General features: G+C 55.4%; 15 protein-coding genes and 1 tRNA gene. 11 read left to right on the top strand and 5 right to left on the bottom strand.

The features are described from left to right. Positions 1–14: 14 nt before the first annotated feature. Both ABEA92_RS08145 and ABEA92_RS08140 read right to left on the bottom strand, forming a co-directional pair. Entirely contained in the window at positions 15–896 is an 882-nt protein-coding gene (locus ABEA92_RS08145; protein WP_425572412.1) for a hypothetical protein, read from the bottom strand. A gap of 132 nt (positions 897–1,028) precedes the next feature. Beyond that, positions 1,029–2,702 carry a hypothetical protein gene (locus ABEA92_RS08140; protein WP_345683324.1) on the bottom strand — a complete coding sequence of 558 codons (1,674 nt, stop codon included), beginning with the start codon at positions 2,700–2,702 and terminating at the stop codon, positions 1,029–1,031. A gap of 192 nt (positions 2,703–2,894) precedes the next feature. Between ABEA92_RS08140 and ABEA92_RS08135 the strand changes: the two genes are divergently transcribed. The 11 genes from ABEA92_RS08135 to ABEA92_RS08085 all read left to right on the top strand — a co-directional run bounded on the left by ABEA92_RS08135 (position 2,895) and on the right by ABEA92_RS08085 (position 16,943). Further along, positions 2,895–2,967, top strand: a tRNA-Phe gene (locus ABEA92_RS08135). Positions 2,968–3,290: 323 nt separating this feature from the next. Further along, positions 3,291–4,382, top strand: a complete 1,092-nt coding sequence (locus ABEA92_RS08130) for a glycosyltransferase family 4 protein (RefSeq protein WP_345683323.1) — start codon at positions 3,291–3,293, stop codon at positions 4,380–4,382. A 177-nt stretch (positions 4,383–4,559) separates the two neighbouring features. Further along, complete coding sequence (locus ABEA92_RS08125; protein ID WP_345683322.1) at positions 4,560–5,417, top strand: ABC transporter permease; 858 nt, start codon at positions 4,560–4,562, stop codon at positions 5,415–5,417. Positions 5,418–5,474: 57 nt separating this feature from the next. After that, on the top strand, positions 5,475–6,758 hold the full coding sequence (locus ABEA92_RS08120) for an ABC transporter ATP-binding protein (protein WP_345683321.1): 1,284 nt from the start codon (positions 5,475–5,477) through the stop codon (positions 6,756–6,758). A gap of 41 nt (positions 6,759–6,799) precedes the next feature. Then, on the top strand, positions 6,800–8,098 hold the full coding sequence (locus ABEA92_RS08115; RefSeq protein ID WP_345683320.1) for a glycosyltransferase family 4 protein: 1,299 nt from the start codon (positions 6,800–6,802) through the stop codon (positions 8,096–8,098). Positions 8,099–8,320: 222 nt separating this feature from the next. Continuing rightward, positions 8,321–9,583, top strand: a complete 1,263-nt coding sequence (locus ABEA92_RS08110; protein ID WP_345683319.1) for a glycosyltransferase family 4 protein — start codon at positions 8,321–8,323, stop codon at positions 9,581–9,583. A 50-nt stretch (positions 9,584–9,633) separates the two neighbouring features. Then, positions 9,634–10,533, top strand: a complete 900-nt coding sequence (locus tag ABEA92_RS08105) for a hypothetical protein (protein WP_345683318.1) — start codon at positions 9,634–9,636, stop codon at positions 10,531–10,533. A gap of 12 nt (positions 10,534–10,545) precedes the next feature. Next, positions 10,546–12,618 carry a hypothetical protein gene (locus ABEA92_RS08100; protein WP_345683317.1) on the top strand — a complete coding sequence of 691 codons (2,073 nt, stop codon included), beginning with the start codon at positions 10,546–10,548 and terminating at the stop codon, positions 12,616–12,618. Between the two features lie 60 nt (positions 12,619–12,678). Next, positions 12,679–13,704 carry a glycosyltransferase family 2 protein gene (locus tag ABEA92_RS08095; protein ID WP_345683316.1) on the top strand — a complete coding sequence of 342 codons (1,026 nt, stop codon included), beginning with the start codon at positions 12,679–12,681 and terminating at the stop codon, positions 13,702–13,704. A 166-nt stretch (positions 13,705–13,870) separates the two neighbouring features. Then, positions 13,871–15,640 carry an amino acid carrier protein gene (locus tag ABEA92_RS08090; RefSeq protein ID WP_345683315.1) on the top strand — a complete coding sequence of 590 codons (1,770 nt, stop codon included), beginning with the start codon at positions 13,871–13,873 and terminating at the stop codon, positions 15,638–15,640. A gap of 22 nt (positions 15,641–15,662) precedes the next feature. Beyond that, positions 15,663–16,943: an alkaline phosphatase family protein gene (locus tag ABEA92_RS08085; RefSeq protein WP_345683314.1), complete on the top strand. Its 1,281-nt coding sequence runs from the start codon at positions 15,663–15,665 to the stop codon at positions 16,941–16,943. A 75-nt stretch (positions 16,944–17,018) separates the two neighbouring features. Here ABEA92_RS08085 and dusB read toward each other — a convergent pair whose 3' ends face one another. The 3 genes from dusB to ABEA92_RS08070 all read right to left on the bottom strand — a co-directional run bounded on the left by dusB (position 17,019) and on the right by ABEA92_RS08070 (position 21,238). Continuing rightward, positions 17,019–18,032 (bottom strand): tRNA dihydrouridine synthase DusB, encoded by a 1,014-nt coding sequence (dusB, locus tag ABEA92_RS08080; protein ID WP_345683313.1) that lies wholly within the window; start codon positions 18,030–18,032, stop codon positions 17,019–17,021. A gap of 199 nt (positions 18,033–18,231) precedes the next feature. Beyond that, complete coding sequence (locus ABEA92_RS08075) at positions 18,232–19,278, bottom strand: transporter family protein (protein ID WP_345683312.1); 1,047 nt, start codon at positions 19,276–19,278, stop codon at positions 18,232–18,234. Between the two features lie 178 nt (positions 19,279–19,456). Beyond that, positions 19,457–21,238 carry an ABC-F family ATP-binding cassette domain-containing protein gene (locus tag ABEA92_RS08070; RefSeq protein ID WP_345683311.1) on the bottom strand — a complete coding sequence of 594 codons (1,782 nt, stop codon included), beginning with the start codon at positions 21,236–21,238 and terminating at the stop codon, positions 19,457–19,459. Positions 21,239–21,332 lie beyond the last annotated feature (94 nt).

The raw sequence follows: 21,332 nt of genomic DNA, 5'->3' as shown, positions 1-21,332 counted from the left end.
CCTTATCGCTTCCGCTACTTACGCGGTTTTCGGTAGCGTTGGTCAACGACTTCGAACTTGTACGAATTTCCGTCGGCCGTGCTTTCGAAAATGGTTTTGGCGATTTCGGTCACCGAGGGATGTCCCTTTGCGGTCGCGTATTCCAGTTCGATATGGGCCAATTGGTTTTCAAGGTTGGTCGGAATGAACTTCATCATTTGCCGGTTTGCGAGCTGGACGCCTGCTTTTTGCAACAATTGACGATCAAATTGCATCAGTGGACTTGGCGAGGTCCACATGAAATACAGCCGTTTTTCGCTCTTGGTATCAACGATTCGTCGCGATTTTGGGCTGCCAGCCAAATTATTGGCCACATCGACCCCCTGGATCGAGCCACCGATGGCGCCAAGTTCGATCCCGTAGAAATCAAGCTGGGCGGCGTAATCGCCGAGTGCTTTCGCAGTGAAATTGAGCTGCCAACGCTCAAAACGCGGCACAATGTCTTCCCCTTCGCCCTCGGGTCCCGGCGGCCGGCTGTCCCCCTTGCCCGTGCCGGTGGTCGACGCGGTCGCGTTGGTATTCATCGTATCCAGCGTCGCCGCGACGTTACTGACCGCATCGGTCACCGCTTCGATGGTGTCCTGCAGCGTTGGCTCCATCAATTCTTCGACTTCTTCGGCTCCCGGCGGTTCGAAATCACGTTCGAAACCTTCGGCATTCTCGCCACGTCCCGCGGGATTTTCGATGATCGGCTTGATTGCTTGCGGCGGAAACGACATCCGGCTGGTCAACCAGACGATGAACAGCATCAGCACAAAGGTGCCAATAAAGAGGATCAACGCGGTGAACAGCGAGCTGACCAGATCAAATTTGCTGGTGCGAAGCTTCTCGCGTTCGAGACGACGCTCCTCACGCATCTCCTCTAACGAGGGCGAATGAGAATGATGATCAGCGGTAGCGGACGACATCGTTTACCTACACGACAAAAGCAAAAACAAGAAACCCACGCGGAAGCGAGAGACGAAAAGCCTATCCTCGACACGAGTCGGTTACAAATCGTAATCGATAAAGACGTACCCTGGATTGAATTTTCGGTACCATTCTCGCCACTGCAGCTGAGCCTGCGTCACTTCGGACTTCGTGGGCTTGTCCGGCATCCCGAATCCCTCGAAACGCCGGCTGATGAATCGCAACCCGTCGCGAGCATAACGGGGCACCGACGGATCAGGATCACTCAGCGCAAAAATCAACGTTGGCACGACTCTCATTTCATCGCTTTGGCCGAGCAAGCGAGCGGCAACGCGACGCGCCTGCCACGACCGGCTGCCGCGAACGAGACGCTCGAGCCGATCGATTTGAGCGGCTCGCTTCTTCGGATCGGGGTCCAATTTCAGGTCTTCGGGGATCGATTTTCCTTCGAGCCCTCCGCCCTCATCGTCACTGAGCATATCGAGCAAATCGTTAACTTCGTTTGCCGGAGCGCTGCCCTTGATTTGAGTCCCTTCGACCTTGATCGCGGTGGTATCCTCGGGCAAACCCCAGCCCCCCTGAGTCGCGCCGGTACTAGCCTGTTCGATCGCCTTTTGCGTACTGCGGCTTAAAAACAGCAATGCCAACGAAGTGGAAATCGGAGCCGCCGAATACATGATCCCTGGGGGCCATCCCCCACGATTCTGCTCTTTCGACTTCAGAAACTCCACGCCTTCGTTGTACCAAGCTGGACTCGGATTCTTCTCTAACTTTAACGCGATCTCGCGAAAACTTTCGTATCGCTCGATGGTGTAGATGTTGTAATAAGGCCAATCCGCCCCGAGCTTTTTGTTCGCCGCCAACCAACGCTCACCTTCTTCGATGGACGAAAGAATGGGCTCCACAGGAAGCTGCGGACGCTTGGCGCTGACGTTTTCAAAACCTTCCTTGAAAAGTCCCACAGCCTTCGGAAGTCCCGTGATCCCAGCACCATCCCCTTCGGGCCCATTGCCCCACAGTCGCAACGTGTCTCCTCCGATCAGCAGGGCACTCGCGCCTGCATACGTCATGGCAACTTTAATATTTTGCTGCTTCACACGTTTGCCACTTCCAGGATCGATGCCTTTGTAAGGCCACCCTCCGTTGGGATCCTGCACCCGCATCAGCCAATTTACGGTAGCCGCGACCCCCTCGTAATCGACAACCAAGCCAGCGCGATCAAGCGTCCAAAGCGCCAGCATGGCGTATTGAGTCTGCGAGACGTCACCTTGCTGGTCCCCCGGGTAACCGTAGCCGCCATTGCGAAACTGAACTCGGCGAAAATACTTCTCAAGCTGTTCCAATTCACTGCGATATTTGATCCGGTCGACCTCTGCCAAAAGCAGCGTTGAAACGGCCGCCACGTAAACCGACTTGCTTTCGTGTCCGCCGTTATCGCGGCCTGACGCGGCCCGGACAAACGACAATGCCGAGCGAATCCCTTGCTGCACGACCGGATTTTGCGGGTCATGCCTCATTTTCATATGGGCATACCCCGCCAAGGCATGCTCTCCGTACCCGCCCGAATAAAATACATTCAGCGGGTACTTCGTCTGGGTCTTTAAGTTCGCTTCGAGATACCGAATTCCACCGTCGACCATCTTCAGGACAACGGGATCGTCCGACGTGTACGCATTAACATCTCGACTATTGAAACACGAAACGGCCAACAGCGAGACAAGAAAAAGCAGCAAAACGTGGGGCTTTGTAGCCATGTCAGCGATATTCTTAGAAAAGAGTTAATGTAACGCCGATCGCAGAACCGACGTCATTTACGGCGAAAAGCAATTCTAGAAGCAAAAAGAAGTTTACTTCAAATAAAGATATTTCATCATACCCTTGCGTGACACCCAAGGTAGATATTAACCTCTTGGAAATTCGCCGTTTCAACTTTTTGAAACGCGAACGGTCAGATAGCTCAGTTGGTAGAGCACGGCCCTGAAAAGGCCGGTGTCGGCGGTTCGAGCCCGCCTCTGACCACTTCTTCTCTTCGCCACGCAGGCGACCTAGCCCCGCGATTTCACATCGCACGGCGGCAGCCCCCACGATTCTTGGCATCGGCCGATGCAATCCGGTCGCGACAAAGAAAATCCGCTGCAGCGGGTGAACCCAATGCGACCAGGGGACATAGTCATAAGACCGGCCAATTCAGTGCACCCTCGCACAAGCTAAAGCTCGCACAGCTGAAAACTCTGTGTGCCATCAGATGCCCTGCGTGGCCCCCGCAGCTAAATTGGACGCGGCCTGGAAACCCGCCGCTTGCCTCGGTACCGCCTTACTCATCAGGGACGCAACCGCTCGAAATGAACGTCTGGATCGACGGCAGCGCCTTTGAAAACCCTCGCCAACTGGGGATCTGGAGGGTCTTTTACGAAATCATGTCTCGCACAAGTCGCGACGTGGACTACACGCTTTGGCTGCGGTCTAAACCGCTGCAACCGATACCCGCCGGCGTCCGTGTCTACCAAGACCCGGGCCGCTCGGAGATCCCTCGCCACCATCTTGCGACTCGCCTACGACGGCGATTGGCCCTCCGGCGAGACCCAGCAGAACTCGCTCGCGCCGATCTCTATCACCCCACCGGGCTAACCCTTCCGATCGACCACGGGACGAAATGCGTCGCCACCCTCCATGACATGATCGCCGAGTCGCACTTCCCGATCGGAATACGAGAGCTACAAGAAGCCATTCCGATCAAACAAGCGACACTCGAACGTGCCGAGATTTTAATTTGCGTTTCCCATATCACGGCATCCGAGTTATCGCGGTTTTACCCAGAACTGAAACACAAGACGCGAGTCATTCACCATGGGGCAGAGCATCTATTGCCGACGGACTCCATGCCATCGATTTCCGCCGACTCGGGAAAAAATGCGCTCTACATCGGCCAGCGAACGGGCTACAAGAACTTCCACTGCCTGCTCGACGCGATGCAGACCCCTCAGTGGCCTTCCGACGTGCAACTAAATGTGGTGGGCCCAAAATTTTCGAGTGCAGAAACCCTCCTGATCCGCAGCCTGAACCTATCGAACCGAATTCGCAACCTTGGCCATCTATCCACCGAGCAACTGCGAAACGAATACCGCACATCTCGCTGTCTCGTATTCCCAAGCTTCCAAGAAGGCTTTGGGCTTCCATGCCTCGAGGCTCAATCACTCGGTTGCCCGCTTGTCTGTAGCGACATCGCGGTTTTCCATGAGGTCGCGGGCGAGGCGGCACTCTTTTTCGACCCTCGCTTGGGCGAACGGCTCGCAGAGCAAATAAACCACATCGGTGACCCCGCAGTGCGAAAACGACTGATCGACCACGGGCGAGAAAACGTCCGCCGATTCAGCTGGGACAACGCAGCAACCCAGATACTCGAGGTCTACCAACAAGCAACGAATGCGACCTGACCTACTGATCGCTCGCCAAACAATTTTCCCCTCACCACCCCGACACGGCGTTAGCTATACGACAAAGCCACAGCGAACTAGACTACGACGAAACCTTTTCAGCTCAGTGGAACCGCCCCATCGCTGACCACCACCGAACATGCATGAGCCCCGCACTACTCACAGACTGATCGCAACATGTCGGCGAAAGCAACCTCCGAGCCCGACCGTCTCCACTACCGAACAACCATCCTGCCGTCATCGGGTTGGTCACTGCCAGATTTCCATGAGCTGATTCGTTACCGAGACCTGCTGAAGATTCTAACGGCTCGCAACATCTCGCTGATCTACCGGCAAAGCATCCTCGGAGTAGGCTGGGCAATTGTTCGTCCGCTGATCACCACGATCATCTTCTCGCTGATCTTTGGGCATTTCGCAGGTTTTGACCAAACTCAAAAGGTTGCGTACCCCATCTTTATTCTGACGGGGCTCGTGCTGTGGAATTTCTTTGCCTCTTCGTTAGCCAATGCATCGGAAAGCGTTGTTTCTCAGTCGCACATTTTGACAAAGATTTACTTTCCGCGTCTGATCCTGCCGTTGTCTGCGTTAGGCGTCGCCGTGGTCGATTTTTTGATCCAATTCGCCATCTTAGTGGTGCTGATGGTCATCTATGGCGCAGCGGTGTCGATTTACGCCCCCGTTGCCATCCTGTTCTTAATAGCCGCAAGCCTTATCTCGTTTTCGATGAGCGTATGGCTGACGGCGCTGAACGTGCGATTCCGTGACATCAAACACACCGTGCCGTTCTTGATTCAGACGCTACTCTATTTAACCCCCGTGATTTACCCCGTCGAAATCGTCCCTCAACGCTGGCAATGGCTACTCCACTTAAATCCGATGTTTAGTGTTGTCCAGGGGTTTCGCTGGTCGCTACTGGGCACAGAGCCTCCGAATTGGACATGGTTTTCGCTGTCGATGCTGTTGACCGCTTTGTTACTGCTGACCGGTCTAGTCTTTTTTCGAAGAACGGAATCTACATTTGCGGACATCGTCTAATCCGGATCGCCCCCTTTTTTCTCAACAAAGACGATAGATCTCGCGCTGCACGATGTTATGAATGAACCAGCCGTCCATGTCGAAAACCTTTCTAAGCGATACCAACTCGGGTTAACCCATGCGGACTCGTTGACGGATTTAGCTGCTGGCTTGACTCGCAAGCTCAAATCGATTCTTCCGGGGCGGCAGCATACCGATCGCTCCACAGACGCCCCTTCAAAGCAACACGAATTCTGGGCCGTTCGGGACGTCAACTTTGACGTGCAACCCGGGGAGGTCTTTGGAATCATCGGCCGCAACGGGGCTGGCAAGAGCACGCTGCTAAAACTGATTTCACGCGTCACTAGCCCCACCACGGGCAGGATTGACCTAAATGGACGCGTCGCCAGCCTGTTGGAAGTGGGCACCGGATTTCATCCCGACTTGACGGGTCGTGAAAACATCTACATGAACGCGACGCTGCTGGGAATGACGCGGCGAGAAGTCAACCAAAAGTTTGATGAGATCATCGAATTCGCAGGCGTTGGCAAATTCCTTGAAACGCAGGTCAAACGTTACTCATCGGGAATGAGAGTCCGACTCGGTTTTGCGGTCGCCGCACACCTTGAACCCGAGATCCTGATCGTTGACGAAGTCTTGACGGTGGGTGATGCCGAATTCCAAAACAAGTGCCTCGGCAAAATGAAAAGTGTGGCGACGGGCGGACGCACGGTGCTGTTCGTCAGCCACAACATGGGTGCGATACGAAGCCTGTGTTCCCGTGCCTGCCTGATGGAGCAGGGACGCACTGCTAAAATCGGCGAAATCAACGACGTCGTTGGACACTATCTACAGCAGCAAGGCGACCAGATCGGGGCGGTTAGAAACTGGCCCGACGGAACAACCATCAACATCGGAGGCACCCCCTGCCTACGGCCGCTTCGCTTCGCAACCTACACCTCGAATAGCGAACCGACTGCGGTATTTTCGACTGACCAAGCCATCGAATTGCGGCTTGACTTTGAACTCCTGCGTCCCATGGCCGGTCTTCGTGTCGGCGTCCTCGTTCGCAATGCAGACAACGTCACGCTGTTTGGCTCGAACACCACATTGGCCGAAGACCTCCGCAGCAAGAAGTATCAAGTTTCCTGCAGCGTCCCTGGAAACCTGCTCAACCGAGGCACCTACACCGTCGATCTAGGAGTGGACTGCGTACCGACCCATATCGAAGCCTTCCAAGACGAAGAGTGCATTCGATTCGATGTATCGGATGTCGAGGGACACGGCATCACCGCAGAACCGCTGCCGGGCGTGGTACGGCCTAAACTGAAATGGACCGTCGAAGAATGGGCTGGCTTCTGACCGAGCCAATCGCACTTGGACAAACCCTCAAAGGCATCTTTGTGACACCTCTACCATCGCCACCGCTCGCTCATGAACAGGATCGCAAACTGCGAGTCCTGTATGACTTGTCGGTGATGGGAGCGGCGAGAGTCACCAACAAGAGCAGAACCGGCGTCTTTCGTGTGGTCGAGCAAGTGGCCAAATACCTTCTTGGCCGGCAAGACATTGATGTTGCCTGGACCGCCTACGGCAACATCAACCACCTTGATGACGTCATCGAAATTGCCAGATCCGACCCCGAGTTTCACCGCGACGTCATCTCGATGCCGTTTGCACGGCACACGGTCGAGACCCTTTCTAAACCAATTCGCTACCTCGCCGCGACTCATGCATACCCGCTGGTCCGCCCCGCCCTGCCGTTGATCGAACGCTTACGCAATCAAACGACGTTTAACTCGAAACTTGCCAATGGATTCGACATCCTACACAGCCCGTTTAACGCTTTACCCGATCTGCCCCCACAACGCTCGCTCACTCGATTTTTAACCGTCTATGACCTGATCGCCATCAAATTCCCCCAGTTCTTTGAACCTGACGCGTGTGAACGCTTCCAACACACCATCAACGCCATTCGCAGCGAAGACTGGGTCCTATGCATCTCGGAATGGACACGAAACGATCTGCTCAACTACCGTCCTGATTTAGATCCCGAACAGGTCCGGGTGACGCCACTGGCCGCAGCGAACAACTTCTCGCGTTGTCACGATGCCGAGCAAATCGAAGCAACCAAACTCGCATTGGGAATCCCCCAACAAGCTCGATATTTCTTAAGCGTCAGCACTCTCGAGCCACGAAAAAACCTGCGACACCTCGTGTCTGTCTTTCAGCAAGTCCACCGTGAACTCGATGACCAAACCTACCTTGTCCTGGTGGGCACGAAAGGCTGGCACATCGAAGAATTCCTTAATGACATTGCCGCCGACACGTTAGGAAAAATCATCGTCACCGGCTATGTGGACGACGCCCAACTCGCCCCGCTGTACAGCGGAGCGATGGCATTTGTATACCCCTCGCTTTACGAAGGATTTGGCTTGCCGCCGCTTGAAGCGATGCAGTGCGGCACTCCAGTGATCACGTCGGACAACTCGTCGCTTCCCGAGGTCGTCGGAGACGCAGGAATCCTCGTTCCGGCGGAATCGACAGAAAGCCTGGCGAACGCGTTGATTCAACTTTTCCACGATGCTGACTTGCGGGACCGCCTGAGTGAAAAAGGGATCGCCCGAGCAGAAAAGTTTACCTGGCAACGATGCGGCGAATTGACAGTCCAGGCCTACAAGGACGCCATCAACAACCGCTGACCATGAAACCACCGTGCGTTGGCTATGAAAGACGTTGGCAACTCGAATTTATTTGCGGCAGTGTGTTTCTCTTCAAAAATATCGCGACATGAACATCCAAGTGCGACTCGGCGGCGTGGAAGGAAAACACTGGTCTGATCAATCACCCAAACAACCTGCCCATCCGCTACTAGCCCCTGCTAAACAAGTCGGCCCCTCATTTGAACGTCGCGTGATCTCGCAATGAAACTTCGTGTCCTTTTTGACATCTCCGTTCTCGGAGCCGCTCATGCACACCCGCATTCACGCACGGGAGTGTTTCGCTACGTCGATCGGCTCGCTCGCTTTCTGATCGAACAACCCGATCTCGATCTTCGCTGGACCCCCTATGGCAACACGGATCATACATGGGATGTATTGGACGCTCTCCGTAGTGACCCGGCACTGCAACGACCGATGACTGCATCACTAACGAAGCGACGATGCGTCGATTTCATTGCACGCCCCATCCATTACCTTGCCTCGACGCATGCATACCCTTTGGTACGTCCCTTCATCGACCCGTGCAAGAAGATGCAAGCACGTGCAACATTCTCGCAACACAACCTAAAAAACGCAGACATCATCCATAGCCCGTTTCATTCCTTTCCCACACTTGATTACTCGCGACCGCGGCCTGTTCGCTTTCTAACCGTACATGACCTGATTCCGCTCAAATTCCCCGAGCTGTTTGATCCCGCCATTGCGCTGACCCAGCAACAGACGTTGGCACAATTAACGACGCGTGACTGGATCATCTGCAACTCACAAAACACTCGCGACGACCTGCTCGATTTCTGCGAAACCGTCAATCCCGATCACGTTGTGGTCACCCCGTTGGCGGCCGCCGAACATTTCACTCGCTGCACCGACGCCCAGCAAATCGAGCAAGTCCGCCAAAAACTGCACATTCCGGGCGATGCCAAATACTTCCTCAGTGTCTGCACGCTCGAACCGCGAAAAAACCTTCGGCATCTGGTTTCGGTCTTTGAACAAATCCTCGACCGACTCGACAAGGACACCTACCTCGTATTAGTAGGAGCCAAGGGCTGGAAAATCGATTCGCTGATCCAATACCTCGCAAAATCGGGGAACCAGAACATTCTGACGCCGGGAAAAGTAGACGACGAAGACTTGGCTCCGCTGTATAGCGACGCGATCGCGTTCGTTTATCCGTCGCTCTACGAAGGCTTTGGGCTTCCGCCGCTAGAAGCCATGCAGTGCGGCACTCCAGTCATCTGTTCGGATAACTCGTCGCTGCCCGAGGTGGTTGGCGATGCCGGCATCCTGGTGGATGCCGAGCAACCTGACGAACTGGGTGATGCCATGACACGCGTTTACGCCGACCAACCCTTACGTCGTGCTCTATCCGCTGCGGGGATGGAACGGGCACAACGCTTTAGTTGGCAACAGTGTGGGCAGATGACGGTAAATGCCTATCAACGTGCGATCGAGTCGATAGAATAGCCCGATCCCTTTTGCGACCTCGATGCAAGACGCCCCTTGGTGAAACGATCATGAGAAATATTCTCGGAAAAATTGCAATTCGCCTGCCAGGCCTGCGGCACCAAATCCTGGCCTACGAGGCGCTCCGCGAAATCTCAGGAGTCCTGCAGGACATTCGCCAGGAGGTCGCATCGATGCGAAAAACCGAAGCCATTCGATGCATTGAGAACGAATGGTCTTCGAACGAGCGTTTCCGAGATCCCAAACGTCTGCTGAGTTTTGCGGCCCAAGTCAACTCGCAGAACGGCGAAGACGGGATGATCGCTGAAATCTTTCGGCGAATTGGCAGCGAATCGAAATGCTTTGTCGAGATCGGACTGCAGGACGGCCGCGAGAGCAACACCGCATTCTTAGTCGCCTGCGGATGGACCGGCTACTGGATCGATGGCGGCACCGCGATGCAACAAACCATCGAGCATCGTGATGACATCACCGACGATGACTTAAAAACGATCACCGCGATGGTAACGCGAGAGAACGTGACGGAGGTGTTCGCCGACGCAGGCATCCCAACCGAATTCGATTTTCTATCTCTCGACATTGACCAAAACACCTACTATGTGTGGGAGGGGCTTGCAACCTATCGTCCACGTGTGGTTGCAATTGAATACAACGCAACCGTCCCCCCCTACATCGATTGGAAAGCGAACTACTCGCCAACAAGGTCATGGGACGGAACGCAAAATTACGGCGCCAGCTTGAAGGCGCTCGAATTATTGGGGCATCAGCATGGATACCGATTGGTTGGCTGCGACTTCACAGGAACCAACGCCTTTTTCGTCCGCGAAGATCTCGTCGGTGACCACTTCCATCCTCCCTATACCGCGGAAAATCATTACGAGCCCTCACGCTACCCACTCATTCACCACAGGTCTCATCGCCGAGAAATTCTCGACCGGCCTGCGAATTGATTCGGTGACAACATGAGTGAGCTTCGCGCAAACATCGATTCACCGTGCTACCCGTCCTATTGGCGATGCTTTCTCTGCTGCTTCCTGCTGTCCGCTGCGATCCTGACCGTCACGGGATTCCGACACTACTTCGTCATCCCGCTGTTCGAAGATGGAGATTTCGCAGCCAATAGCCTTCAAATCGCGGACGCGATGAGGCTGGATGAGATCTACGGCAACTATTCACGCTGGGAATTTTCTCACCCCGGGCCAGCCTTCTTTTATGTTTATGCGATCGGCCAGCTTATTTTCCATTACACGCTGGGCATCTGTCCCGAGGAACACAATGCGCAGCTGTTCACGGGAATGTTGCTTCAGACCGCGTTTTGGTCACTCGCGATTTGCGTGATCTACGCCCATGCACGTCGCTGGAAACCGATCTTGATTATCGCCAGCCTAAGCTTCGTCCACTTCCAACTTTGCGAACAAGCATTCATTAGCATCTGGCCACCTCATCAATTGCTAATGCCATTCACATGCTTGCTGCTGTCGACCGCATCGATCGTGGCAGGAAGTCGACAATGGCTATGGTTGTTTGTTCTTTCGGCATGCTTTTGCATTCACGGACATGTTGCACAGCCGCTTTTTGTTCTTCCTTTAACCGCGGTCGCGATTGCCGCCGTCATCTATTGGCAGCGTCAGAACCGCTTGTCAAAAACAACAACCCGTTGGGCCCGAGTTCGCGATGCACTGTGGCAACGAGACGTCGGCGTGAGCGTCTTGATTACGATTCCCTTTCTCATTCCCTTGTTCGCCGACTGGCTGAAATTACGCGACAGCAATCTCGCTCGCATTCTCTTACACATTCGCTCTCACGATGAACCGGACCACTCCCTCGAACAATCGCTGAACTACTACTTGCAATTTTATCGATACTGGGACTTCCACGACGCACCTGAGTCCGCTGAGCTTGTCGATTTGCTGAGCTCGTTTCCGTGGATTTATAGCGGTTGGTTAGCCGTCATGCTGCTGACGCTTTTCGGACTTGGTTGGGCATGGAAACGTCGAACCGCGTCGCTGCGATGGCTACGATGGACCAGCAGCTTGCTATTGATTTCCATCCTTGCCCAAATCTTGACGCTCAAGTGGGGATGCATGATGGATGGCGAGATGTTCGCATTCAACGCATTCATTAATTATGCGTTGGTCTTTCTCAACATCTGCCTGTTCACAAGCGTTCTGCGATGCTTTCTGAACCAAACGACGCAGTGGATCGTTGCGATTGCCTGCTGCGTCGCCTTGCTAGTCGTGGCCGCCAAACCCATTCACGATGACCGCTGGATCTCGGATACCGGCTATCGCCCGATGCAGGGCCGCGATCTGGATTTGCAAAATGGCCACGTCCATTTGCCTGTCGACAGTTGGATCCATTTTCAATCGCCGCACCCTGCGGACGACTGGATCCTGATGACGGGGCAAGCCAATCAGTGGCGGAAAGATCAACTCAATGTCGTGGTGCCCGACAACCTAAGCATCTTCTTTGGCAACGAACGCACCATTCAATATTTCCTCGATCGAGAGCCCCCCCAACGACTGACGAATATTGAAGTCGACTCGAAGCCACACCTGGATTCAAGCCAAACATTCGACGGCAGCTTCAAGCAGACATCGCCGGTCGAGCTTAACGACGGCGAGTACACCCTTGCTCTGGAAACGCTGGCAACGATGCACTCTGGCGCATCGGTGCAAACGGATCCTCAGGCGGGGCCGTTTGTCCAAATGGGCGGCGCCCCGATGGTAGCGGTGATCCCCCTTCGCCCCACACAACAAGCCATAACGCTGAAGGTCGAACTGAGCCCTCCCACGAACGACTCGTTTTGGTTGACCCTTGACGTCGGAGAAACAGAGGCGGCACATCAAGTTGTCAAGCAACGCCAAACACTTAATCTGTCCCTTCAACCTGAATGGGTGAACCAGTCGATATCGGATTACGGATCACTGGTCATTCGTATCAAGCTTAGCACCCAGTCGACTCCTGCCACGTGGCTGTCCAAAAGGGCAACCATGGGATTTCGGATCCACCATTTTTCGTTAAGCACGGATTAGCGATTCCTCATACGCGTGCTTGCGACGCTGACAACTTCCTCTGTCGATGTTATTTCCACTGTGAATTTACCACCTACGAATCATCATGGCTGGCCTTGGCAGCCGGACTGCGAGTCGCAGCCCTCTCCACTGGCGACCGATCCACCGCGGATTACCGTTGTCACGCCGAGTTACAACCAGGGCGATTTTCTGGAGCAAACGATCCGCTCGGTACTGCTGCAAAACTATCCGAATCTGCAGTACATCGTGGTCGATGGGGGCAGCACCGACCAAAGTCACGCCATCCTAGATAAGTACCGCGACCATCTCTCGGTGCTCATTCGCGAACCCGATGAAGGACAATCCGACGCGATCGCGAAGGGACTCGCTCTCGCCGATGGGGAATTCTTTAACTGGATCAACTCGGATGACCTGCTGATGCCCGGCACGCTTTGGGAAGTGGCCTCACGCTGCCCCCCCGCCGCTGATCTTTACACGCTCTCGGTCGAAGTGTTTGGCGACGATGTGCAACCCTACCTGATGCACAACCGCAACTTGTCTGCCACGGCGATGCTGCGGGCGGACCGCTACTCCTTTAGCCAACCCGGGCTTTGGTTTCGCACAAAGTATATTCAAGATTGCGGAGGAATTGACCGTAACTTGAACTATGGCTTTGATTGGGACCTACTGGTTCGCTATCTCGCCAAGCACCCTCGCGTCCATTATTCGGCGAGCGTCGGCGCCCGTTTTCGGCTCCACGACGAGTCAAAAACAGTCGTCGAGTTCGGCAAGGATGACGAGGATGCCAATCGCTTCCTGCTAGAATCCGGACGGATCCGCGACAAATTGGAAGCGTCACTTAGCACTTCGCTGGCGAACGCGTCGCGATTGGGACGATTGCGAGCCCCGTGGAACGATTGGCTCGTCAAAAAACTTGACGACCGAGATTCGTCTCCTTTGGTTGCCGCCAGCAAAATTGGTTGGCGTGCCCTCAAGCAACCTCGCGTGACGTTCACTTGGCGAACCGCGGGAACGATCCTTCGCTTGCTGTCGCGTTACGTTCGTCCGAAATCCTCAATCGGACAACGCGCTAAGACACACCACTAACCCAGGCGACTGTCGTTCCGAGCCTCAGGCTGCGTCGCGGCCAAAATCACAAAGCCTCAAAATTTGTTACGATGTCGCTCGCGGTGCGATACATCGAGCGTTCGACGACGCTTGGTACGGTACGCCTTCGCGCCCCTCGCTTACGTTTTTCCACGAGTCACTATCGATGCCAAAAACAACTCTCGCTTTGCTCAGCACCCCCTTCGCTCGCTCGGTCCGACTCCTCCCCCTGCTTGCCTGTATCGCGGTTGCGTTAAGCGTACTCAGTTGCCCCTATGCTGCGATGGGGCAAGATTCCACCACCGCACAACAACAGACGCTCGCGGATACCGCTGCCGAGAACAGTGCTGGCGAAGACAACGCTTCCGAAGACACCGATAGCGAGAACGAGGTTACCGAGGACAACGATGCAGAGCCGACCGAGGCTGCGACGCAAAGCGAGGTCGCCGAGGAACCATCCACCGACGCAGACGAGCTGACGTGGATGCAGAAAATCGACGCGACGTTTGGCAAATACGTCGTCGCCAACGCTGCATACGTGATTTTTTATGATTTTGGCACGAAAGACCGATTTGGCGTCAGCATCCCGTTTGTCGTCGTGTGGCTGCTTTGCGGCGGAATTTTCCTGACGCTGCGAATGGGCTTTATCAACCTGCGAGCGTTTCGGCATGCGATCGACCTGACGCGAGGCATTTATGATACGCCCAATGAACCCGGCGAAGTCACACACTTTCAAGCCCTTGCTGCGGCCCTTTCGGCCACCGTCGGACTGGGCAACATCGCGGGTGTCGCGATCGCAATCGGAACCGGGGGACCCGGAGCGACGGTTTGGATCATCTTGGTGGGCTTTCTAGGAATGACCGCCAAATTTACCGAGTGCACACTGGGGCAACTCTACCGCGTCACCGATGATGACGGCCATGTCTTGGGTGGCCCGATGCGTTACCTGCGTTACGGACTAAAAGACATTGGATTTCCACGCTTGGGCCGCGTCTTGGCCGTGGTGTTCGCGTTACTTTGTATCGGAGCGAGCTTCGGAGGCGGCAATGCGTTTCAGGTAGGACAATCACTCGAAGCGATTCGCGGTGACGTCGCTATCTTGCAAAGCTATCCCTGGGTCTACGGACTGATCATGGCAGTCGCTGTCGGCGTGGTCATCATCGGGGGTATCCGCAGCATCGCAGCGGTCGCAGGAAGAATCGTCCCATTTATGTGCGTCGCCTATGTGATCGCCGCACTCTATATCCTGGGCACCAACGCCTCGGAGGTTCCCGCAGCGGCAGTCAAGATTGTCACCGAAGCGTTTTCGCTCAAAGCCGGCTGGGGCGCCTTCCTTGGCATCCTGGTGATTGGCATCAAACGAGCCGTGTTCAGTAACGAAGCGGGTGTGGGGTCAGCCGCGATCGCACACTCGGCGGCCAAGACCGACGAACCGATCAGCGAAGGTATCGTGGCACTGCTGGAACCGTTCATCGACACCGTGGTGGTTTGTACCATTACCGCGTTGGTGGTGGTGGTCACAGGGGTCTACGAGATGCCGGAAATGGAAGAGGTGATCGCCAACAACGAGGGCGCCCGTTTGACGCTCGAGGCCTTCGTGGTCGGCGGGCATGATTGGTTTCGCTACGTATTGTTCGCGGCGGTCGTGATGTTCGCCTACTCGACGTGCATCAGTTGGTCGTACTATGGCGAACGCAGCTGGGTTCAATTGTTTGGGGTTCGCAGCTCGATCATCTATAAATGTCTGTTCCTATCCTTTACGGTCCTCGGATCGATCATCACCCGAGGCAATATCCTCGACTTCAGCGACCTGATGATCTTGGGGATGAGCTTCCCTAACCTGCTGGGCGTCTTTTTGCTTAGCGGTGTCGTGAAACGGCAACTCGATTCGTATTGGAAGAAGTACCAAAACGGCGAGTTCCCGAGAATGAAATAATCGGATTGCGGAAGGATCGCTGATGAATCGCGTTTGCATTATCAACGTCGTCGGATTGACGCCCGAACTGCTGCCGCACGCTCCGAACGTCGCGGCCATCGGAACGGCATCGGCATGGAAAAGTCCGCTGCCCGCGGTCACGGCGACCTCGCAAGCGACGATGTTGACGGGCCTTGCTCCGCGTGACCATGGCATCGTCGGCAACGGCTGGTATTTCCGAGACACCCAAGAAGTACGTTTTTGGCAACAAGCCAACTCGTTGGTCCAAGGTCCGAAGTGTTACGACGGCGTCGAAACCGCCAAGATGTTTTGGTGGTTCAACCAGTCCTCGGGGGTTCGCTACAGCGCGACTCCGAAACCGCACTACGGTTGCGACGGATCGAAGGTCTTTGACATCCTGGACCATACCGATTGCGATCTGACGGCAAAACTCGGTCCGTTCCCGTTCTTTACTTTCTGGGGCCCCAACGCAGGACTGCCCTGCTCTCGCTGGATTGCCGACGCCACAGCGCTGGTGATGCGAGAGAAGCAGCCCGAGTTGACGATGGTCTACCTGCCGCATCTGGATTACGATTTCCAGCGGTACCCAGATCACGACGTGCAACGCGTTCGCGAAGTCGATGCCTGTGCAAAAACGGTCATCGACGCCGCCGCCGCGATCGACGCACAAGTGGTGGTCGTTTCCGAGTACGGATTGGTGCCGGTCGACCAACCGGTGATGATCAATCGCGAATTACGATCCGAGGGCTGGCTGGGCATTCGCAACGGACCATTCGGCGAAATGATGATCCCCGGCGAATGTGATGCGTTTGCGGTCTGCGACCATCAATTGGCTCACGTCTACGTCGCACGCCCTGAATTGATCCCCGAAGTCAAAGCCAAATTGGAATCGGTCGCGGGGATCGATCGCGTCGTCGACCCAGCAGAGATTGAACTCGATCACCCCCGCAGCGGCGAGTTGATCGCATTGGCGAAACCGAACGCTTGGTTTGCGTATTATTACTGGCTCGATGACCAGCAGGCACCCGACTTTGCTCGCACCGTCGACATTCATCGCAAACCAGGCTACGACCCTTGCGAATTGTTCATGACCAGCAAGTTTCGTGCGATCCGAAAGGTGCTGCGAAAGAAGCTGGGCTTTCGCTACTCGATGGACGTGATCCCGCTGGACGCGACACTGGTGCGTGGCAGCCATGGTCTGCATCCGCCCGCAGAGAAAGGCCCGCTGATCATCGGGCCTGGGGAATTACCAAACGACATGCGGATGTTTTCAAGCTATGTCAAGCAGCTGCGTCAGGGATAGGTAACGCAGCGTTCGCTATCGCCGCAGTGCCGGACCTTCGAATGTTCCGACCTACAAAAAAGGGCCGGCAAACAGCTATGCCGTCGGCGCCTCGACAGGGAAATGCTCATCGACGATCCGGTAAAACTCTTCGGGCGTTGACACGTTGGCAACTCCCGAGCGGAAATGACGAGCCCCCGGTTTGCCTTGGGCGTAACAACAGGCGTACTTTCGCATCAGCACCGTCCCCTTTTCTTCGCCGAACCGATCGACCACCAATTGATAGTGCTTCAGCATCACATCACGCTGCTGGGTCATCGTCGGCTCAGCCGGAATCGGATCGCCCCGCAGCGCCGCGGCAGCTTGCGAAAACAACCAAGGTCGCCCGAGACAAGCCCGCGCGATCATCACGCCGTCGACATTGTATTTTTCAAATGCCGCCACGACCTTTTCAGCCGAATCCAGATCCCCGTTTCCGATTAGCGGAATTGATTTCAGGCGACTTTTGATCTCGCTGATCTTGCCCCAATCGGCATTGCCGCGGAACATGTCTTGCGCGGTTCGCCCGTGCACGGTCAGTGCGGCCGCCCCGGCTTCCTCCACCACCTTGGCGACATCGTTGCAGTTGACGTTGTCGCGAGTGCAACCCAGCCGAATCTTCGCCGTGACCGGCGTCGGACTGCAGGCCTTCACCAGTTGGCTGATGATATCAAACATGCGTTTGGGATCACGCAGCAAGTAGCTACCGCTGTGCGCCTTCTGTGTCACTTGGCGAACGGGACAGCCAAAGTTGATATCGACGATGCTGACTCGGTACTCTTCGGCCAAACGCTTGCCGACCTTGGCCATCGTTTCGGGGTCGTTGTCCCAGATTTGGACGGCTAACGGACGAGGCTCTTCGGCCACCCCCCACAGGCGGTCGGGATGCTCGGCTTCGTTTTCATCCATCCACACGAATCCGCGAGCGTTGACCATTTCGGTGGCCAACAGCCCTGCACCGCCAAAATCGCGGACGATTTGGCGAAACGCGGCATTCGTGAATCCCGCCATTGGAGCTTGCAGAATGGGCGGATCGATGACGAGATCACCGATTTTTAACGGAGCAACCATAAACGTCGAGCGATGAGGAAAGGGAGTCGCGAAATCGAGCAAGGACGCAATGCCCTCGCTCTCTCAACCTCCACTTTACAAAGATATCGCCGCGAAGCGAATCGCCCCGTGCAAATCGGCTGAGCGTGAGGGGGGGGGGGCAGCCGAACTCTCATCCCTCAACTTGCCGAGCCTGCTACTTGCTGAGCCTGCTCGCCCTTTAGAACGATTTGGACCAGCTGGCGATAAAGGCGTAATCGGTTTCCAGCTGGATTCCGTTTAGGTCTTGGCTAATCGTGGGCACAAATTCCGCATTGAAATAGTGGCCATGAAACAGATACTGAGCTCCTAGACCGAGGTTGTACCAATAGCCGCCACGAAACTGCTCGACATTGGTGCTGATCAACGTGCCATTGGCGGCTGGATCCTGCCCATCGTATTCGGTCCGCCACAGGTGCTCGCCCCGTAGCGAGACCGACAAGTTATCGGTCAACAGCACGCTGGTCCAACTGTTGAAGCGGAATTCGTCACCAACGCTGTAGCCGCGATAGTTCTTTCCGATCGGCAAATCGGTTTGAAATTGAGCTCCCCAGCTGTACCAGTCGTGAAAGCGACGGTAAGTCAGCCCGGGACGTGCGTTGAACGTACCACTGCCTAAACGCATTGGGTACGGAAATGCGGTCGGCGATCCGGTCGGAGTCGAGGTTTCGCGAAAGATATCGCCGGTGGGAACCGAGCAACCGAGATTAAAAATCCAATCTTGGCATTCGTCGCTGTAGACTCGCAGCAACGCTCCGAAGGCCGTGTCGCCGAAACCGCTGTTATGAGTGGTAAAATCGGTATAGTTTGCCCGCGTGTGGTCCATCGTGATGCTCGGCAACATCGCCATCGTGTACAGCGTGACGTTTTCGGACGCACCGTACATGATGTGAGCCATGTGCATTTCCATGGTCATTTGGGTCGGAGTCGCACCTCGATTGGTGGTGACGCCGTCGACCGTGATGCCGGGCCCCGGGGGCCCGACGGGGGTAGCGGTTCCAAGAGCCGTCGCATCAGAAACTTTGTTTTCGCCAATTTGATTGTCTTCCATGTACATGTTCATGTACTTGTACTCGACCATCCACTCGCCTTTGTCATGAAGGTGAGCCCCCATGATCCCGGCCGGAGCATGCTTGTCGGCGAGCGCACGGCGATCAAAATTATCGGCCATCGAAACCGACGCCAAACACCCCAACGAGCAACAAGCGAGAGCAAAACGCAGTAACATCCGATGCACTTCCTGGCGAGTGAAATCATTTCAACAACCGACAATCACGGTTGCTAATGATTCCATCGGTATCTGCGCTCACCCGTGTCCGCTTGGACGATCGAAGTCGATACAAGCGACAACACTGCTACAACCCGCCCTTTGCCGCAGTGGCGAGATTGACACGAAGGCCGCTTCGCTACCATTCCTGGTCGGCACTGAGTTCGACCCAGCGTTCTTCGGCCTCGGAGAGCTCGACTTCCAATGCCTTGACCTGATTGTGCAGTTTGACTGCCGCATCGGGATCCGTTTCGGTTAACAGTTGATCGTTGAGCTTTCGCTTTTCGTCATCCAGACGGGCAATCTTCTTTTCGACGTTCTTGAGTTCTTTCTCGGCCTTGCGTTGATCGCGTTGCCCTTGCCGGCCACCGCCGCCCCCTTTGCTGGGTTTGCCATCTTTCGGCAATGGCGTTTTTCCACGCGCCAATTCGCTGTCGTCGACCTCTTTTTCGATCGCGGCTAGGTAGCTGTCGTAATCACCGAAGTGATTTTTTACGCTGCCATCCCGCACCTCGATCACACAAGTCGCCACACGCCGCATGAAGTGACGATCGTGGCTGGTAAAGATCACCGTGCCCTGATACTGCTCCAGCGCCCCGGCAAGCGCCTCGACCGTTTCGACATCCAAGTGGTTGCCTGGTTCGTCAAGCACCAGCACATTGGAGTTACTCAGCAGCAATCCGGCCATACAGAGCCTCGCTCGCTCGCCCCCGCTGAGCACTTTGACCTTCTTTTGAATTTGGTCATCACGGAACAACAGCGCCCCGGCCATCGCCAACAATTCTTGCCGCGTGGTACCGGGAAGCGAGTTGTATTCGAGATGCTCGATAACGGTCATCCGCTCATCCAAACTCGTATAGACGTGTTGCGCATAGGTACCAATCTCGGTCCCATGGCCCCACTTCATCTGTCCCGCCAACGGTTCGAGCGAATTGACCAACGTCCTCAGCAGTGTCGTTTTTCCTTGACCGTTGTCCCCCACGATCGCCGCGCGTTGACCATGCTCGATTTCCAGCGTGATGCCGTCGGCCACCGTGTGATCAGGATACCCGATCGCCAACTCGGTACAGCGGAACACGGTGCCTTGTCGGGGATCAACCCGAGGGGCCCGCATGTGCACGGTCGGTTCATCGCGTTCGATCTCGGTGGTCTGCAGCCGCTCGAGCTGCTTCGCCTTGCTCTTAGCTTGGCTGGCGGTCGATGCGTTAGCACGGTTCTTTTCGATAAACCGTTGCAACTGTTTTTGCTTTGCAATCACCGTCGCATTGACACGGCGGTCATGTTCGCGGCGTTCTTCGCGGTATTCGAGGTAGGCATCAATTTTGCCAGTGAACATCGTCAACTTGCCCCGCGAAAGCTCAAGCGTTTGCGAGCAGGTGGCCTTTAGAAACTCGCGATCATGGCTGACGATCAACGCCGCTTTGTTGAAGGCACGCAAAAAGTGCTCGAGCAGAATTTGAGTACGAAGGTCCAAAAAGTTCGTCGGCTCGTCGAGCATCAAGAGGTTCGGGTCGTGCAGCAGCAGTGCGGCCAACTTGACGCGTGTTTGCCAACCGCCGGAGAGCGCTTTGACCGGCCCCTCCAAATAGGCCCCCTTGAGTTCGAATTCGCCTGCGACTTCGCCACACCGCCATTCGGGTTGCCCGCTGTCCCGCATCAAGAAATCGAGTGCGGATTCACCAGGCTGAAAAGGGTCATGTTGGCGGAGGTAGCCAATACGGAGCGTCGGATGGGTGATGATTTCGCCTCGCTCGAGCTCTTCTTCCCCCAACAGCACTCGCATCAGTGTCGATTTGCCCGCTCCATTTCGGCCGATAAAACCGACCTTCACGTCATCGACCAACGAGACATCGGCCCCATCAAGGACGACTTGATCGCCGAATCGCTTGTGAGCATCACGGAGTTGGAGCAGTACAGCCATGTTGAAAAAAAATTTTTGGAGCGACAACGGAGGGACGATTGCGAGCAAATCGCATCAAATTCAAATTTGCTCGCGGCAACGAAAATCGGCGACT

Source organism: Novipirellula caenicola (genome assembly GCF_039545035.1).
Lineage (GTDB): Bacteria > Planctomycetota > Planctomycetia > Pirellulales > Pirellulaceae > Novipirellula > Novipirellula caenicola.
This window is presented reverse-complemented; position numbering and strand designations above follow the sequence as displayed.

Coding starts and splice junctions, on each gene's coding strand:
- ABEA92_RS08145 (WP_425572412.1), bottom strand. CDS start 896: ATGCGTGAGGAGCGTCGTCTCGAACGCGAGAAGCTTCGCACCAGCAAA.
- ABEA92_RS08140 (WP_345683324.1), bottom strand. CDS start 2,702: ATGGCTACAAAGCCCCACGTTTTGCTGCTTTTTCTTGTCTCGCTGTTG.
- ABEA92_RS08130 (WP_345683323.1), top strand. CDS start 3,291: ATGAACGTCTGGATCGACGGCAGCGCCTTTGAAAACCCTCGCCAACTG.
- ABEA92_RS08125 (WP_345683322.1), top strand. CDS start 4,560: ATGTCGGCGAAAGCAACCTCCGAGCCCGACCGTCTCCACTACCGAACA.
- ABEA92_RS08120 (WP_345683321.1), top strand. CDS start 5,475: ATGAATGAACCAGCCGTCCATGTCGAAAACCTTTCTAAGCGATACCAA.
- ABEA92_RS08110 (WP_345683319.1), top strand. CDS start 8,321: ATGAAACTTCGTGTCCTTTTTGACATCTCCGTTCTCGGAGCCGCTCAT.
- ABEA92_RS08105 (WP_345683318.1), top strand. CDS start 9,634: ATGAGAAATATTCTCGGAAAAATTGCAATTCGCCTGCCAGGCCTGCGG.
- ABEA92_RS08100 (WP_345683317.1), top strand. CDS start 10,546: ATGAGTGAGCTTCGCGCAAACATCGATTCACCGTGCTACCCGTCCTAT.
- ABEA92_RS08090 (WP_345683315.1), top strand. CDS start 13,871: ATGCCAAAAACAACTCTCGCTTTGCTCAGCACCCCCTTCGCTCGCTCG.
- ABEA92_RS08085 (WP_345683314.1), top strand. CDS start 15,663: ATGAATCGCGTTTGCATTATCAACGTCGTCGGATTGACGCCCGAACTG.
- dusB (WP_345683313.1), bottom strand. CDS start 18,032: ATGGTTGCTCCGTTAAAAATCGGTGATCTCGTCATCGATCCGCCCATT.
- ABEA92_RS08075 (WP_345683312.1), bottom strand. CDS start 19,278: ATGTTACTGCGTTTTGCTCTCGCTTGTTGCTCGTTGGGGTGTTTGGCG.
- ABEA92_RS08070 (WP_345683311.1), bottom strand. CDS start 21,238: ATGGCTGTACTGCTCCAACTCCGTGATGCTCACAAGCGATTCGGCGAT.